General features: G+C 42.8%; 15 protein-coding genes, 1 rRNA gene and 1 pseudogene. 6 read left to right on the forward strand and 11 right to left on the reverse strand.

Features of this window, described 5'->3' with window-relative positions; translation table 11 throughout:
* The first annotated feature begins 86 nt into the window (after positions 1–86).
* Positions 87–338, forward strand: coding sequence for a hypothetical protein (locus tag K0I73_RS18755; RefSeq protein WP_220062519.1), 252 nt, complete (start codon positions 87–89; stop codon positions 336–338).
* 39 nt (positions 339–377) lie between these two features.
* On the opposite strand, the gene mog is transcribed toward K0I73_RS18755, so the two are convergent.
* The 3 genes from mog to K0I73_RS18770 all read right to left on the reverse strand — a co-directional run bounded on the left by mog (position 378) and on the right by K0I73_RS18770 (position 2,899).
* On the reverse strand, positions 378–911 hold the full coding sequence (gene mog / locus K0I73_RS18760) for a molybdopterin adenylyltransferase (RefSeq protein WP_220062520.1): 534 nt from the start codon (positions 909–911) through the stop codon (positions 378–380).
* Positions 912–1,027: 116 nt separating this feature from the next.
* Positions 1,028–1,978: an ABC transporter substrate-binding protein gene (locus K0I73_RS18765; protein WP_220062521.1), complete on the reverse strand. Its 951-nt coding sequence runs from the start codon at positions 1,976–1,978 to the stop codon at positions 1,028–1,030.
* A gap of 21 nt (positions 1,979–1,999) precedes the next feature.
* Positions 2,000–2,899 carry a GGDEF domain-containing response regulator gene (locus tag K0I73_RS18770; protein ID WP_220062522.1) on the reverse strand — a complete coding sequence of 300 codons (900 nt, stop codon included), beginning with the start codon at positions 2,897–2,899 and terminating at the stop codon, positions 2,000–2,002.
* A gap of 307 nt (positions 2,900–3,206) precedes the next feature.
* On the opposite strand from K0I73_RS18770, the gene K0I73_RS18775 reads away from it, so the two are divergent.
* On the forward strand, positions 3,207–5,501 hold the full coding sequence (locus K0I73_RS18775) for a GGDEF domain-containing phosphodiesterase (RefSeq protein ID WP_220062523.1): 2,295 nt from the start codon (positions 3,207–3,209) through the stop codon (positions 5,499–5,501).
* Here the strand turns inward: K0I73_RS18775 and K0I73_RS18780 are convergent.
* The 5 genes and pseudogenes from K0I73_RS18780 to K0I73_RS18800 all read right to left on the reverse strand — a co-directional run.
* Positions 5,498–5,840: pseudogene (locus K0I73_RS18780) on the reverse strand (group II intron maturase-specific domain-containing protein); the annotation flags it as partial. The gene K0I73_RS18775 and the pseudogene K0I73_RS18780 overlap by 4 nt on opposite strands.
* Positions 5,841–5,988: 148 nt before the next feature.
* A complete protein-coding gene (locus K0I73_RS18785; RefSeq protein WP_220062524.1) occupies positions 5,989–7,173 on the reverse strand; it encodes a BaiN/RdsA family NAD(P)/FAD-dependent oxidoreductase in 1,185 nt (394 codons plus the stop codon).
* Positions 7,174–7,249: 76 nt separating this feature from the next.
* A complete protein-coding gene (gene gpsA, locus K0I73_RS18790) occupies positions 7,250–8,272 on the reverse strand; it encodes an NAD(P)H-dependent glycerol-3-phosphate dehydrogenase (protein ID WP_220062525.1) in 1,023 nt (340 codons plus the stop codon).
* 6 nt (positions 8,273–8,278) lie between these two features.
* Positions 8,279–8,770 carry a protein-export chaperone SecB gene (secB, locus tag K0I73_RS18795; RefSeq protein ID WP_220062526.1) on the reverse strand — a complete coding sequence of 164 codons (492 nt, stop codon included), beginning with the start codon at positions 8,768–8,770 and terminating at the stop codon, positions 8,279–8,281.
* 207 nt (positions 8,771–8,977) lie between these two features.
* On the reverse strand, positions 8,978–9,412 hold the full coding sequence (locus tag K0I73_RS18800; RefSeq protein WP_220062527.1) for a rhodanese-like domain-containing protein: 435 nt from the start codon (positions 9,410–9,412) through the stop codon (positions 8,978–8,980).
* A gap of 240 nt (positions 9,413–9,652) precedes the next feature.
* Here K0I73_RS18800 and gpmM point away from each other — a divergent pair, with 240 nt between their 5' ends.
* The 4 genes from gpmM to K0I73_RS18820 are packed head-to-tail and all read left to right on the forward strand — an operon-like array spanning position 9,653 to position 14,355.
* Positions 9,653–11,197, forward strand: a complete 1,545-nt coding sequence (gpmM, locus tag K0I73_RS18805; RefSeq protein WP_220062528.1) for a 2,3-bisphosphoglycerate-independent phosphoglycerate mutase — start codon at positions 9,653–9,655, stop codon at positions 11,195–11,197.
* Between the two features lie 58 nt (positions 11,198–11,255).
* Entirely contained in the window at positions 11,256–12,341 is a 1,086-nt protein-coding gene (locus K0I73_RS18810) for a murein hydrolase activator EnvC family protein (RefSeq protein ID WP_220062529.1), read from the forward strand.
* A 33-nt stretch (positions 12,342–12,374) separates the two neighbouring features.
* Positions 12,375–13,580, forward strand: a complete 1,206-nt coding sequence (locus K0I73_RS18815) for a S41 family peptidase (RefSeq protein WP_220062530.1) — start codon at positions 12,375–12,377, stop codon at positions 13,578–13,580.
* Positions 13,581–13,596: 16 nt separating this feature from the next.
* A complete protein-coding gene (locus tag K0I73_RS18820; RefSeq protein ID WP_220062531.1) occupies positions 13,597–14,355 on the forward strand; it encodes a divergent polysaccharide deacetylase family protein in 759 nt (252 codons plus the stop codon).
* Between the two features lie 13 nt (positions 14,356–14,368).
* Here K0I73_RS18820 and K0I73_RS18825 read toward each other — a convergent pair whose 3' ends face one another.
* The 3 genes from K0I73_RS18825 to rrf form a co-directional block, all read right to left on the reverse strand.
* Complete coding sequence (locus K0I73_RS18825; RefSeq protein ID WP_220062532.1) at positions 14,369–14,821, reverse strand: Rrf2 family transcriptional regulator; 453 nt, start codon at positions 14,819–14,821, stop codon at positions 14,369–14,371.
* Positions 14,822–14,831: 10 nt separating this feature from the next.
* A complete protein-coding gene (locus K0I73_RS18830; protein WP_220062533.1) occupies positions 14,832–15,086 on the reverse strand; it encodes a YkgJ family cysteine cluster protein in 255 nt (84 codons plus the stop codon).
* 445 nt (positions 15,087–15,531) lie between these two features.
* Positions 15,532–15,647 (reverse strand): 5S ribosomal RNA (rrf, locus tag K0I73_RS18835).
* Positions 15,648–15,725: the final 78 nt, after the last annotated feature.

Raw genomic sequence — 15,725 nt, forward strand, 5'->3', positions numbered from 1 at the left:
TATGCCATCAGGCAATACAAGTTTCAGTTAATTCCATGGTAAAGTGACGCTTTGACAATACAATCAAGAACCAATAGAACATTTTTATGAGACTATATTCCACAATAAAACTCACACTTGGGCTAACAGTACTCATATCAGTGCTATCAGGTTGCGCCAGCGCACTGTGCGACGCACAAACCGACAGGGCTGTTGACCCATTGCAACAAGAGTCAGAAAGAATACGCTGTGAGCGACAAGTAGAAGATGCTATCGCTGAGCATGAAAGTAAGCAAGATCGAGACAATAAGGCACAACTGAAAGCCTCAATGGATAAGCACTTAAAGTCAAAAACCTAGCCACCCACATAGCTAGGTTATTAGTGACAGAAATTTAAGCTATTTTGCTTTCGGTCTAAATGGCTTAATAACCGACTCATCGCACTCTAAGAATGGCCCTTCCATTAAGTCGATACAGTATGGGATAGCTGGGAAAACCGCATCGAGACACTCTCTAATCGACTTAGGCTTACCAGGCAGATTAACAATTAAACTATCTGCGCGTAATCCTGCGGTTTGACGAGATAGAATAGCAGTAGGGACAAACTTTAATGATTCGGCACGCATCAACTCACCAAAGCCTGGCATCATACGGTCGCATACAGCCTCGGTCGCTTCTGGCGTAACATCTCGCTTAGCAGGCCCAGTACCGCCAGTGGTCACGATCAAGCAACAGCCTTGCTCATCAGCCATCTTAATCAGCGTCGCCTCTATCACATCTTGTTCATCTGGGATAACTTCATACACAGGTTGCCACTCGGAAGTAAGGTATTGGTTTAGCACATCAATAATAGCCTTGCCTGAGATATCTTCATATACACCCGCACTAGCACGATCACTAACGGTCACAATGCCTATTTTTGCCTTCGCCATTCCACTTTTCCTTTAACAACTGAGAGAAATTGATGCCTAAAATAGCATATTTTGCAGATATCAGGCGCAAAATAGTAAGAGGTGAGGTTCAAGTTAGCGACAAAAGTTGCAATGAGTTAGGGCTCAACATAGAAAAGCGAATCGGCATGTTCACAATTTGATTCTATCGCACCTATTTTTGCCAAGGACTGGCAAACATCTACACCCATCTGCTGTAGCTTTTGCGGTTGTTGAAATAGCTGCCGCTGCTGCTCTATGCTCAACAAATTTAAGCCATCTAAAGCTTGGGTGTATTCAGCCACAGTTAACCCTTCCTGAGCTGCCATCATGGCTATCACCTCTTGTGGATGCTGCTGCAAATAATCGAAGGCTAGCCTCCAAGCTTGTTTCATCTTATCGACAAAAAGGGGTTGTTGTTGCAACACTTTTTCGGAAATAGATAGAATATCGATAATATCCTCAGGGATCTCTTTGGTGGTAAAAAGTTGCCGATAATACCCTGTATTCTGTAGCGCTATCGAATAAGGAGGATAGGTCACCATAGCGACAATTTTACGTGAATCTAAAGCCTCGCTAACCGCTTCTTGCTCAATATTAACAATGTTGACGTCTGCTAATGTCATTTGATGTACGGCAAGCGCTCTCGCCAAAATATAAGTCCCCAGAGAACTCACTTCACAACCTACCGTTTTTCCTTTGAGGTCCGCCATACTATTGATTTGAGCGCCACCAATAATGACATCACCCCCATTGGAATAATCTGTAATCAATACCGCTTTACTTGGCTCTCCACCAACAACACCAACCTGTACAGCCTCTACCAAGGTACTAGCAAAACCATCGACCTCTCCAGCCAAGTATGCGCGCTGTGCATCGGCCAATGTAGAAACTCTAATAATTTCAACGTTAATCCCAACCTGCGAGAAAAACTCTTTTTTATCAGCAAGGTATAACAACACGTTACCAGGCCAAGGGTTCAGCGCTATTGATACCTTGTTTAGCGTCTTTATCTGACCGCAGGCAATGAGAAAAAAAGCTATTGTTATCCCTAAAAACGCCCTAAGCATGCAACCTCCCTATTGGTTGTATCACGAGTTATCTAACGTAACATAACAGCCACCTTGATAGCAGACAACGCAATTACGACCATCTGCTTTCGCCTTATAAACGGCCTCATCAGCTAACGCTAGTAGATGAGAAAAATCGGCACTATCAACGCTGACCCCAACTAACCCAAAACTTGCAGTTACCTCGATCCCTATGGGTTTTAACTGCTGCAATTTACTCCGAACCAGCTCTACCTTATCGCAGGCCTCTTCTAATCCAAGCTCCATCAGTATCACAAACTCTTCGCCGCCCATTCGGGCAACCAAATCTTCTTTACGAAAACTATCCTGCAATAGCTTGGCTACAGATTGTAAAACGAGATCGCCAACATGATATCCATTGAAGTCATTTAGCTTCTTAAAACCATCGAGATCGAGCATAACCATCGACAGTTCGGTATGGTGACGCATCATACTAGATAAGCTCTGCAGGGCGCGTTCAGCAAAGAAATGACGATTGTAGAGTCCTGTGAGTTGATCGTGCAGCGCCATAAACTTGAGTTTGTCGCGGTGTTGTTTGAGCTGAATATGGGTCGACACCCTAGCCAGAACAATTGCTGGATGGAGAGGTTTTGTGATGTAATCAACGGCACCGAGTTCTAAGCCTTTGTGCTCATCACCAAGATCTTTATCTGTAACAAAAATAACCGGTATATCCGCAGTTTCTGTATCAGCCTTTAGTTGACGACATACTTGATAACCATCCATATTCGGCATAACGACATTCAGCAATATCAGATCTGGTCTTCGCTTGGCCGCAGAAAGACAAGACTCACCACTGTCAGCAGTCCAAACTTGATATTGATCTTTAAGACATTGCTGCATGATGAGTACATTCGTCTTTACATCATCAACAACCAGTACAACAGCAGCTTCTTCCATGCTTTCCCCTAGCAAACACCAACAACTTAGATGTGATGATTCAAATGGATAGCGCTTGCTTTAAAAGTGTAGCAGATAGGTAAGAGTTCACTCGAAATTGTAATAAAGAACCTTATATAAATATGAATCTATATCGTCTACTCAACAAGAAACCAGCTAAACATGCGTCTATATTTCCCAGCTGTTACTAATAGATGTGACACAGATGAGATCTAACTATTTCTTACAAAGAATATCTAAATAATCAATTGATAAACAAAATAAAATACGATTTAATCATTCAATGATCTCTTAATGTGCATCTTTCATGTCATTTGTTAACCATTTTTTACTACTATCCGATGACAATAACTCACATGAAACCATACCTAATTGGCAAATAAGTGCACTAAGAATAATCTTGTTGTCGGGGCTATTACTCTGTGTAGCAACGGCAATTGATATATTTAATTCTGCAATTAAATTCAATTACCTCTGGATGATCGCACTAACAATTTGCTTTTCATCTGCTATGTTTTTGCTATTAATAGCAAGTAAACGCTTCTACTACACTTGCTCCCACCTTTTACTCATAACGATTGTTTTAGCCAGTGTTGCAATGAACTTGTTTCTCTATGACTTAGAACTGGCCAAAATAGGCTCTATGCTAATGTTTGTTTGCCCAGTTATAGCACTAATGCTTATCGGTTATAAATCGGCACTAGGTTATGCATTATTGAATATTGTGCCGTTCTACATAATTTTACACGACATCGATTTATCAATTCTAATAGGGCGTCAGCATCAACTTCCTGATGCAAATTGGTATATCACAGGCCTCATTTTTCTCTTCTTTAATATATGTGTTCCCTTAGCCGTTGCTCGAACGATAGTGGCTGCCAAACGACTCAATGATGCAACCTTATGTTCTAATGCCCACTTGAAAGACAAAAACAAACTTTACCGAACATTCTTCATTGATTCCCACAGGCCAAAAATCATCGTTGATAAGCATGGTAATATTTGTGATTTTAATGGAAAAGCCGCCAAACTCTTTGGTTTAAAAGTGAGAAATAGCGACGATAACAAAAAGCGAATATCGACATTAATACCCAGTTTCAATTCAGAACAACACAATCCAAAAGACCAAATATTGCAATATAAAGATTTTTATCTACGGGTAATTAACCAAAAAGTATCTGACTCCAATTTCAACGTATATGACTTTTATGATTGCACCGCAGAGCAGAGCATTAAAAGCAATTTAGCCATTATGGAGCAGGAGAATAAGCGTTTACGCTATCGAGATAGCCAAACCTTGTTACCCAATAGAGATTGGTTTGAATTGCAATGCGATAGATTAATCGCAAAGCGGTATAAACGATTTTACGTTGTTGTAGCCCAAAATGTTAACAACGAATATTTAAACTTAAAGTTTGGCAACCTTAACTCTCAAAAAATCACGGTTGCGGCCTATAAACGATTAAAAGGTCAAACTGATGCACCACTTCTATGTGCTCATATCGGTCTAGGAAAAATAGCTTTTATCCTAGGCTCACACCACAAAGAGGGCTTAGAAAACACGTTAAGCAAAATCAAAGCTATCCTAGATAAAAATTATCGTTTTTTGGGAGTAAAATCAGCTCAATCCTTTGTCTTTGGCGTCGCTCAATATCCTGAACATGGAAACTCAAGCAGTAAAGTCATCTCTCATGCTTTGGAAACCGTGAAACTAGCTAACAATGACAATATCTTCAGTATCTACAACGAAACAAACTCTCAGAGTTTTCTAGAGAAATATGAACTCTCCATGCTACTGGATGAAGCGTTACAACAAGGAGAATTAGAGATACATTACCAACCCAAAGTAACAGCAGCAGGCCAATGTATTGGCTTTGAAGCCCTTGCTCGATGGCACAGTCCAATATTAGGTATCGTATCTCCAACTACGTTCATCCCCATCGCTGAAGAATACCGAATGATTAGCCGTTTAACGGATTTAGTTGTTCAAAAAGTCTGCGCGCAAATAGCAGAATGGACAAACAAAGGCATATCATGTGTTCCCATTGCAATAAACATCTCTTTATTAGACTTTAGCCAATCTGATTTTTTAGCTAAATTGGTTAAGCACTTAGCAGACTTCAACGTTAGACCCAATCAAATTGAACTAGAGCTGACAGAAACAGCACTTGAAGCGAATAAAGGGCTCTCGCTCAACCTACTTAAAACTCTCCAATCTTGGGGTTTTACTATCTCTGTCGATGACTTTGGCGTGGGCTATTCTAATATTGCTAGGTTGGCCGATTATCCTATCGATAAACTCAAACTAGATCGTTCACTTATAAATCAAGTCACAACATCAAAGCGTCAACGATGCATCGTTAAGACAATTCATAATATGTGTGAAGAGTTAGAGATTAAGTGTGTTTCCGAAGGGGTTGAAACCGAACAACAAGTACAAATTATGACACGAATGGGCTGCAAGGAATTCCAAGGCTTTTATTTTTCAAAACCACTAACCGTAAACCAGCTTTCAAATCATGTACAAAAACATGGTTTGATATTTACCCCAAACAAGCCTGCAGCAGAGACCCCTCAACAGATAAGGTCTATCTCAGCTTAATTAGTGCTAATTAACCTGAACTCGGGATAATAAACGCCTCTTAGTGAATATAAACCCGCTTTCTTAAGATTGTCATCACTCAGCGCTTGCTGTATTCCTGGTGTTTTCGAGCTTCGCCATGGGCCGTTGCTTGTGATACCACAAGCGACGACGGATCCAATGGTCTAAATCGACACATCCTTGGTAGGCATTCGCTATGCCAAAGTAGTTAATCCAGCCTTGCATATATTGGCGCACTTTAAACAATTGATACCCCATACTGACGCCCCAATTTCGGTTCGTCAGCCATCTCATCTTTTATTTGAAAATGTGTAATGTTTTAGCATACCACTGGTTCTTATCTGCTTTAATCAAACAGGACACATAAAAACGAAGACTATCTTTAAGGCTTAGCTATCAATTGGTTAAGCCTTTCAAGTTATGAAATCGAAGAAAGATTGTCGTCAGTGTAATTTTAATTGTCTTCGTTTTAATTTTATTAAATCATCTAAACTGCTTGCCCTGCCGCGACACCGGATGCCCATGCCCACTGGAAATTGAATCCGCCGAGCCAGCCGCTAACATCCATCACTTCACCCGCAAAAAATAATCCCGGCACCTTCTTACTCTGCATATCTTTTGAGGAAAGCTCATCGGTGTCGACGCCACCTAGCGTCACTTCAGCGGTGCGATAACCTTCTGTGCCATTCATCAATAACTGCCATTGATGCAAATCGATAACAATTTGATCTCGCTGAGCGTGCACCAATTGGTTCAGCGCCATGTTAAGCAAAGACTCCTCGAATAACACTTCGATCAGACGCTTTGGCAACCACTGACTCAGGGTATTGCGTAAACTTTGTTTAGGGTGCTGTTCGAGCGCCTGTGCTAATGCTTGCTCTGCATCCATATGGGGTAATAGGTTTATCGAGATAGTCTCACCCGCTTTCCAATAATTAGAAATTTGCAGAACAGCGGGGCCAGAGAGGCCTCTGTGAGTGAATAACAAGGCTTCACTAAACTGGGTGCCATCTTTGGCTGTAATAGTGCTGGGGACGGCAATACCAGATAACGGCTCAAACTTTTGTTTTTGTTCACTATGCCAAGTAAAAGGAACCAAGCCTGCATGGGTAGGTAATAGCTCAAGGCCAAATTGCTCGGCAAGTTGATAGCCAAACGGCGTTGCACCCAGTTTGGGCATAGATAAGCCACCAGTAGCCACAACCAAAGATTGGCAACTGTATTGACCCTTGGATGTTTCCAATACGAACAAGCCAGAATCATCCTTAGCGACAGAGGTGATTTCAGTTCTAAGCTGAATTTTGGCGCCAGCCCATTCACACTCGGTGAGCAACATGGTGACTATCTCTTTAGCTGAGTCATTACAAAACAACTGGCCGTGATCACGCTGATGATATTCAATCCCATGACGCTCGACCAGTTCGATAAAGTCCTGAGAAGGGTAACGCGCGAGTGCAGATTTAACGAAATGAGGATTGCGACAGATAAAATTACTGGGCTCAACTTTTTGATTAGTAAAGTTACACCGCCCACCACCGCTGATCAGGATTTTACGACCCGCCTGTTTAGCGTTATCTAACACCAATACATCACGACCTCTATATCCTGCGGTTGCTGCACACATAAGTCCCGCAGCCCCGGCTCCGATAATGATCACGTCATGATGTTTCACTGAAATTGCCTTCATCTTACATATAAAAAGGGCGCTATTTTAGCACCCTTTTTATTATTCACATAAACCAATCAAGCTATGAGTCGCTATCGGAAGTCTCTGACTTTTTATCTCGAGCTAACAGCGCTTTAGCGGCTTCATGGGGTGTTCCACCTTGATATAACACGCGATAAACTTGCTCTGTAATCGGCATTTCAACACCTAAACGCTTAGCTAAGGTATAAACCTCTTTGGTATTTCGGTAGCCTTCGACCACCTGACCAATTTCAGCTTGAGCAGTATCAACATCTTTACCTTGGCCCAACGCCAATCCGAAGCGACGGTTTCGAGATTGGTTATCGGTACAAGTCAGTACCAAGTCACCGAGGCCCGCCATCCCCATAAAGGTTGAGGCTTGTGCTCCGATAGCCTCACCAAGACGAGTTAACTCAACCAGTCCACGAGTAATCAATGCGGTACGCGCATTGGCCCCAAAGCCGATACCATCAGACATACCCGCGCTAATAGCGATAACATTTTTAACCGCACCACCAAGCTGTAAGCCAGTAAAATCATCATTGGCATAGACACGTAAACGACTTGGACTGTGGAGTAACTCAACTAATTCCTTAGTAAAGGTATCATCTGTGCCCGCTACCGAAATAGCCGTTGGCATACCAGCAGCCAGTTCTTTAGCAAACGTGGGCCCAGACAATACCGCCAGAGGATATTGATCACCTAACACTTCACGCGCAACCTCTTGCAGTAAACGCCCGGTTTCAGGTTCTAACCCTTTGGTAGCCCAAACAATGCGCGCATCTTTGCGTAGCAATGGTTTAGCTTGCTTGAGAACAAGCCCAAAAACATGACTCGGTACGACGACGAGCACATTGTTAGATGCGGCTAACGCGGTTGCCAAATCAGCTTCAGGAATGAGTAAGTCGGGTAGTGCAATACCGGGTAAAAATGCTTGGTTACATCGATCCCGCTTGAGGTTTTCGATATGTTCAGGCTCGTGGCCCCAAAGCAATGTTTTATGACCGTTACTGGCTAAAGAAATAGCAAGGGCGGTGCCATAAGAGCCCGCCCCCAGTACCGTGATATCGGCAGTGTTGTTCATGCGTAATTAAACGTTCGCTTCTTCAGCAGTTTCTGGTGCTGCTTCAGCAGCAGCTTGACGCTGTTGAACATATTGTGCAAATAGCGCGTCAAAGTTAACTGGTGCAAGGTTTAGTTGTGGGAAAGTACCACGAGAAACAAGGCTACCAACGGCTTCACGAGCATATGGGAAAAGTACGTTAGGGCAGTATGCACCTAAAGAGTGAGCAAGTTGTTGCTCTGTTAGACCACTGATAGCGAAGATACCAGCTTGCTGAACTTCACATAAAAATGCCGTTTCTTCACCGTTTTTAGCAGTAACAGTAAGAGAAAGTACCACTTCAAATACGTCGTCAGCCAATTTTGCGCTACGAGTATCTAGGTCTAGTTTAACTTCTGGATTCCACTCTTTTTGGAACACAGCTGGGCTGTTTGGTGTTTCGAATGAGATATCTTTAGTGTAAACACGTTGAATGTTGAACTGTGGACCCTGTTGTTCGTTGTTTGCTACTTCAGCCATAATATCCTACCTAATCAATTTTGTTTGATTCCCCTAAATAGAGGAATAATCTTTAGGGCTTTTGTTACTCGAGTCCTAAACAAGACCTCAGCCACCATCCCAGTTTTAGTTTTTCTTAAAGAACTAACTGATAGTTCCCTAAGTCATTTTTTAAAGAGATGACACTCTAATCAAAGTTGCTTATTAAAAGCAAACATTGTGTGGGGTTTATCGCTTATTCTTAGCAACCGGTAAATTACTCTGCTGCCATTCGCCCATCCCACCCTTGAGATTGTAAACAGATTCAAAACCCGCCTTAACCATCAACTGAGCTGCCTGTGCCGATGTCATTCCAGCATTGCATACCATTATAATGGGACTCGCTTTAAAGTTTTCAAGGGCAGATGTCTGATTATTTTTAATTTCAGATAACGGGATGTTAAGCGCGTCAACAATATGACCTTTCTTGAACTCTTCTTTTGAACGAACATCAACAACTTTGGCGTCTTGCTTGTTAATTAACAACGTCGCTTGTTGATGATCAACCGTTTTGACTTTAGAGATACTAGACTTAAAAACGCTCACTAAAAGAGCGACAAGTAAACCAATCCAAGCAAGGCTAAGCATTGGGTTGGCTTTTAAAAATTCGATATATTCTTGCATTATTTACGGCCTACTTCTGTAGCTTGAGATACTGTCAGGGCAGAGAGTATAACCGATCGTCACGGCATATTGCAGCAAGTTGTTGGCTAAGCTTGCAGTCTATCGTTAGCACTAAATGCCAATGTGTGACCGAATCGATGACCGCTATCTATGTAAATCGCTTTTTGATCTAGGTGGTCCGTAGTAATATTTAACCAATTTCAGAATTCAATCTTTCTTTTAAACTTAAAAGGTATCACCATGACGACACGCAAACGCCCTTTGGCTCTGCTGATCCTCGATGGCTGGGGTTACCGTGAAAATACCCATAACAATGCGGTATATCACGCCAACACTCCCGTACTCGATCGACTCAACCAAGAATATCCAAACAGTCTTATTTCGGGCTCAGGCCTTGATGTAGGTTTACCCGATGGGCAAATGGGTAATTCAGAAGTAGGCCATATCAATATCGGCTCAGGCCGTGTGGTTTATCAAGAGCTGACTCGCATCGGCAAAGCTATCGATGATGGCGAATTTGACACTAACCCCGCGTTAATAGAAGCCGTAGATAAAGCGATAGCGGTTAATGGCGCAGTACATATCATGGGGCTACTCTCTCCAGGTGGAGTACATAGCCATGAAGATCACATCGAGGCTATGTGTAAGATGGCAGTAAAGCGCGGTGCTAAAAACGTGTACCTCCATGCCTTCCTCGATGGCCGCGATACGCCACCACGCAGCGCAAAATCTAGCTTAGCTCACTTCAGCGAACTATTTAAAGAGTTAGGCACGGGTCGAGTTGCCTCACTTATTGGTCGTTATTATGCGATGGACAGGGATAACCGCTGGGATCGCGTCTCACAAGCCTATGAACTGATCACCGAAGGTAAATCACAACATCAATACACAGATGCAGTTGAAGCACTTGAAGCCGCTTACGGTCGTGACGAAAATGATGAATTCGTGGCGAGTTCGGCGATCACTGACGCGGCGGGTCAAGTGGCTAAGCTTAATGATGACGATGCGTTGATCTTTATGAATTTCCGTGCCGATCGCGCCCGTCAAATCACTCGTAGCTTTGTCAATGCCGACTTCGACGGTTTTGAACGTGCGGTAATGCCTAAGATTAACTTTGTCATGTTAACTGAATATGCGGGTGACATTAATGCTGGTATTGCGTATCCATCAGTAGATTTGGTCAACACCTTAGGTGAAGTGCTGCAAAATGCAGGCAAGACCCAGCTGCGGATCTCTGAAACAGAGAAATACGCACACGTTACCTTCTTCTTTAATGGCGGCAAAGAGGAGCCATTTAAAGGTGAAGATAGAATTCTGATCCAATCGCCTAAAGTGGCCACTTATGATCTACAACCGGAGATGAGCTCCGCAGAATTAACAGACAAACTCGTTGAAGCCATTGAATCAACTAAGTATGACGTTATTATCTGTAATTATCCTAACGGTGATATGGTTGGTCATACAGGTAACTTCGACGCGGCAGTTAAAGCCTGTGAAGCCGTTGATGCCTGCATCGGTCGAGTTGTGGAGGCGCTTGCTAAGGTTGATGGTGAATGTTTGATCACCGCAGATCATGGTAACGCCGAGCAGATGACTGATGAACAAACCGGTCAGGCTCATACCGCCCACACCAGTGAATTAGTCCCGCTAATCTATGTTGGTCGCAAAGGCGAAATCGCCGACAAAGGAAGATTAAGTGATTTGGCGCCAACCATGTTAACCTTGATGGAACAAAGCGTTCCAGCAGAAATGACAGGGCGCTCAATCATTAAACTAAGCGAGTAACGATTCATTGCTTAAACGATTCGGTTGTTATAAAGCCAGCATTTTCGCTGGCTTTATCATGCTTTCCCTCACTGCTCAGGCGTCAGATCTGAAGCAGCGCCAATCCGAACTCGAAGCAATACAAAAGCAGATCAGTAACCAGCAATCAACACTTAAAAACACCAATAAGCAACATGAAAAGTTGATCAAGTTACTGAAAAAAGATGAGCAAGCGATTGCCGCCGCAGCGAAGAAAGTGAATAACACTAAGGCATCACTTGATCAAACAGATAAGAAATTAGCCGAGCTTGATTCTCGAAAAACCAAGCTCGATGAGCTAAAGAAAAACCAACAAAAAACCTTAGCCAATCAACTAGCAAGTGCCTATCTGGCTGGTAACCATGATTACACTAAGATGTTGCTCAATCAGCAGAGTCCTGCAACCATTGAGCGCTTGCTCGCTTATTACCAATATCTTAACGATGCTCGAATGGCCTCCATTAAAGAACTACAACAAACCATTACCGAACTAGATAGCATTGAAACCGCCCAAAAAGAGCAGAAAAATAGGCTCAACAAGCTCGTACTAGATCAAGAACAACAAGCGAAATCACTGACCCAAGAACAGACGCAAAGACAACAAACTTTAGCCCAATTACAGCGAACACTGAACTCACATGGTGTCAAACTTGAACAGCTGCAAATAGAAGAAGCCAGCTTAAAGCGAGTCGTCGAGCAAGCCCTTAACGCAATGAAAGATAACCCGGCTATGGACGGGTTATCGAGCAAACAACATTTAAATTGGCCGACAAAAGGCCGTATCCGCTCGGGCTTTGGCAGCAAGCGTTCGGGTGAAGTAAAATGGAAAGGCGTCATCCTCTCCGCGCCAGAAGGACAGTCTGTAAATGCAATCGCCGATGGTAAGGTTATTTATGCCGATTGGCTTAGAGGATTCGGTATGGTGATGGTGGTTGACCACGGTAAGGGCTACATGAGCCTATATGGTCACGCACAAACTTTACTTAAAAATGCGGGAGACTCTGTTAACAAAGGTGAAACCGTTGCACTGGTCGGACGCTCGGGTGGACAAACAGAACCTGGCCTATACTTTGAAGTAAGGCATAAGGGGCAAGCGGTCGATCCTGCAAGATATTGCAGACGATGACACCAAAGCGGCCCCTTTAAACAGGGGTTGCACATGGCTAAATTCATCCGTTATCTCATCTGCGTGGCATTTGGTGTGAGCCTAGGTTTATCGATAACCTTATCAGGGCAAGAAAATGTACAACCATCACCGTCAAAGCTAAACTATCCCCTTTTAATCGATATCATCAGCACGATAGAGACCTACTACGTCGATAAAATCCCTGAGCAAGAGTTGATCCAAGCCGCTATCGAAGGGATATTTAATAAGCTAGACCCTTATTCAAATTTCCTCGATAAAGATGCCTTTTCCGATCTTAAAGATGCCAATAGCGGAGAGTACTTTGGCTTTGGTATTGAGATAGCGACAAGCGATGATAAGGTCACCATCATCAGTCCATTTCCACACTCCCCCGCAGCCATTGCCGGAATACTACCTGGCGATAGGATAGTTAAAGTTAATCATGAAAGCGTAAATGCCAAACAGTTAGATAACGTTTTAAAAAAGATTAAATTCCACAGTCAAAACAACCTTACTATCAATTTATCGCTCAGTAGAAGTAACTCTGACGACGTTTTCGATGTCACACTAAAACCCACGATGATCGATGTGAACTCGGTGACGACAGAGCTACTAGGCGACGGCATAGGCTATATAAAACTATCGAGTTTTCAAGACGACTCCACCGAAGACCTCATCAAGCAACTCAACCAATGGCAAAATAAACCGCTCACTGGAATTATTCTTGATCTCCGCAATAATCCCGGTGGGTTGTTAGATCAAGCCATAAAAATAGCAGACCTATTCCTCGCCAAAGGGCGTATTGTGTCCACTCGCGGCCGTTTTTTCGATGCGAACTCTGACTACTTTGCATCACCACAGAATCTGTTTTCAAAGTTACCTATTATCGTCTTAATCAACAAGGGTTCTGCATCTGCATCGGAAGTGCTTGCTGCGGCACTGCAAGAAAATAAACGCGCCATATTGATTGGCGAAAAGAGCTTTGGAAAGGGCACTGTGCAAAGCATCATTCCAACGCTGATAGATGGCAATGCAATCAAGCTCACCATTGCACATTACACCACCCCAAAAGGAAGAGATATTCACTCGATAGGAATTGAACCAGACATAAATATCACAACAGATGCTATTAACAATAAACAAAGTATGCCTATAATCGACGAACTACCGCCCCATGAAAAAATAGCTAAGGATAAGTTCGTAAAATCGGCTATTACATGGATAAAAACAAATACTTAATCACAATAAGAATATAGTGCGCTTATTACTTTTATTAGCATTCATCTTGATTGTTAGCCCAACAAAAGCCGCCCAAGTAGCCATCATCATAGATGACATTGGATACCGTCAAACCGATACGGCGGTGTTGTCATTGCCCAGTTCAATCACACTGTCTGTATTACCACATACACCTCTAGGTAAAGAAATTGCCCTCTTAGCAAATGATAATGGTCACGAAATCATGCTACATCTTCCTATGCAAGCGCTAAACGGGAAAAAACAAGGGCCCGGCGGATTAACCAATAAAATGAATGAGCAAGAGTTCAAACAGACTATCGACTCAGCCCTAGGAAGCATACCCAATGTAAGAGGCGTTAATAATCATATGGGGAGCTTACTAACACAGATGAATGAACAGATGATCTGGTTAATGGAAAGTCTTAAGCAACAAGATACCTATTTCGTCGATAGCGCGACAACTCGATACACCAAGGCGGGCGAAATGGCGAATAAGCTCGGTGTCCCGCAACTTAAAAGGCAAATATTTCTCGACAATGATGTAAGTGAAACGGCACTAGAGTATCAGTTTCAACGACTCATTAAGTTGGCTAATAATGAAGGACAGGTAGTAGTTATAGCGCATCCCTACCCAGAAACTATTCGTTTCCTACAAAGTAATCTTAAAAGGTTAGAGCAACAAGGGCTCACATTAGTAAAAACATCTCAATTGCTGCCATACCAACTAGCCCAAAAAGAGTCTAAGGTCACTGGCAGCAAAACGCATGTGCGATAATCTAATGGATCCGTTAGATTTCTAAAACAGGAATAGATAGATCAGGCAGAAGTGCCTTTAACTCATCGCGATTACTAACGACATCAGCCAATGTATAACGGTCTAAAACCGCCAGATAGGCATCTACAGCCTCCGCTAACATCCCTTTCAATTGACATGAAGGAGTGAAACGACAATAGGGCTTAGTACAATCGATAGGGGCTAAGGAGTTTTCTAAGATCCTAACTAGCTGACCAATATTTATTTGCTCAGCAGGCTTACCCAATCTAAAACCACCGCTCTTGCCACGAACTGTCTGCAGATAACCCTCTTTTCCTAAATGATGCACTATCTTCGACACATGATTAGGTGAAAGATCAAACACCTCTGTAATTTCAGCAATTCTAAACAGTGTTTCTCTTTCTGGCGATAGGGCCAAATACATTAAAGTACGAATGCCAAAATCTGTATAACGAGTTAACTGCATATTTTACCTTCTAAGATATTGTAGCTGCTTCTAACGAAGTGATAAGCCAAAGGGCCTCTTCATTGGTACTACCGCAAACATCTTCTGTAGCTGCAAAGCGATCACATAAATCAGGCCTCTCGGGCTGACCAAAAATTTTACAGAGATTATTATCATCTAATTGAATACAACGAACACCTGCTGGTTTGCCATTCGGCATACCAGGTATAGGGCTAGTAATTGAAGGCGCAACACAACATGCACCGCATCCAAGACGACAATTCATAAGGCATTATAACTCTATTTACGTGGCGTGTTACCCACAAAGATCACAGCATTATTCTGAGATCTCATAAAGGTTAGCCCTATCTAATAATAAAAGAGACAAAAATCTAGGTTTCTCTGTGAGAGTCTTATGCAGGTGTAGTTAAATTCGGCAATCAATCAGTTCTCACATGGGAACCTAAGACATCCGCTTATCAAGCAAAGCTTGATGGATGGCTGCGAGCCGAGGGCAAGGCACATGGATGTGCCGAATGGCATAAACGCAGGATGCAGTTTATGGCCAAGCCCAGCAGTGGGACGACGTCAGGAGTAAGCATTCATGCCTACATAAGTGATTAAGCCACCAGATATTAATCAAGATGGTTTCGAGAAAGAGCGTCGATAATTTCATAAACCCTAAACGCAAAAAAGCCACCTTATTCAGGTGGCTTTTCACTAAATTAGGCGCCTGGAAATGACCTACTCTCACATGGGGAGACCCCACACTACCATCGGCGCGATTGCGTTTCACTTCTGAGTTCGGGATGGGATCAGGTGGTGCCACAATGCTATGGTTTCCAGACAAATTTGGAAATTTAGAAAGCTGTTCCCGCCTAAGCAGGAAGTTTTAAAATTGAGTCACACTAAATCAAGTGGCTGT

The sequence above is a fragment of the Shewanella mesophila genome (assembly GCF_019457515.1).
Classification (GTDB): Bacteria; Pseudomonadota; Gammaproteobacteria; order Enterobacterales; family Shewanellaceae; genus Shewanella; species Shewanella mesophila.

Bases quoted from the DNA above. Each gene is read 5' to 3' on its own strand.
- K0I73_RS18755 (WP_220062519.1), top strand. From the start codon at position 87: ATGAGACTATATTCCACAATAAAACTCACACTTGGGCTAACAGTACTC.
- mog (WP_220062520.1), bottom strand. From the start codon at position 911: ATGGCGAAGGCAAAAATAGGCATTGTGACCGTTAGTGATCGTGCTAGT.
- K0I73_RS18765 (WP_220062521.1), bottom strand. From the start codon at position 1,978: ATGCTTAGGGCGTTTTTAGGGATAACAATAGCTTTTTTTCTCATTGCC.
- K0I73_RS18770 (WP_220062522.1), bottom strand. From the start codon at position 2,899: ATGGAAGAAGCTGCTGTTGTACTGGTTGTTGATGATGTAAAGACGAAT.
- K0I73_RS18775 (WP_220062523.1), top strand. From the start codon at position 3,207: ATGTCATTTGTTAACCATTTTTTACTACTATCCGATGACAATAACTCA.
- gpsA (WP_220062525.1), bottom strand. From the start codon at position 8,272: ATGAACAACACTGCCGATATCACGGTACTGGGGGCGGGCTCTTATGGC.
- secB (WP_220062526.1), bottom strand. From the start codon at position 8,770: ATGGCTGAAGTAGCAAACAACGAACAACAGGGTCCACAGTTCAACATT.
- K0I73_RS18800 (WP_220062527.1), bottom strand. From the start codon at position 9,412: ATGCAAGAATATATCGAATTTTTAAAAGCCAACCCAATGCTTAGCCTT.
- gpmM (WP_220062528.1), top strand. From the start codon at position 9,653: ATGACGACACGCAAACGCCCTTTGGCTCTGCTGATCCTCGATGGCTGG.
- K0I73_RS18810 (WP_220062529.1), top strand. From the start codon at position 11,256: ATGCTTTCCCTCACTGCTCAGGCGTCAGATCTGAAGCAGCGCCAATCC.
- K0I73_RS18815 (WP_220062530.1), top strand. From the start codon at position 12,375: ATGGCTAAATTCATCCGTTATCTCATCTGCGTGGCATTTGGTGTGAGC.
- K0I73_RS18825 (WP_220062532.1), bottom strand. From the start codon at position 14,821: ATGCAGTTAACTCGTTATACAGATTTTGGCATTCGTACTTTAATGTAT.
- K0I73_RS18830 (WP_220062533.1), bottom strand. From the start codon at position 15,086: ATGAATTGTCGTCTTGGATGCGGTGCATGTTGTGTTGCGCCTTCAATT.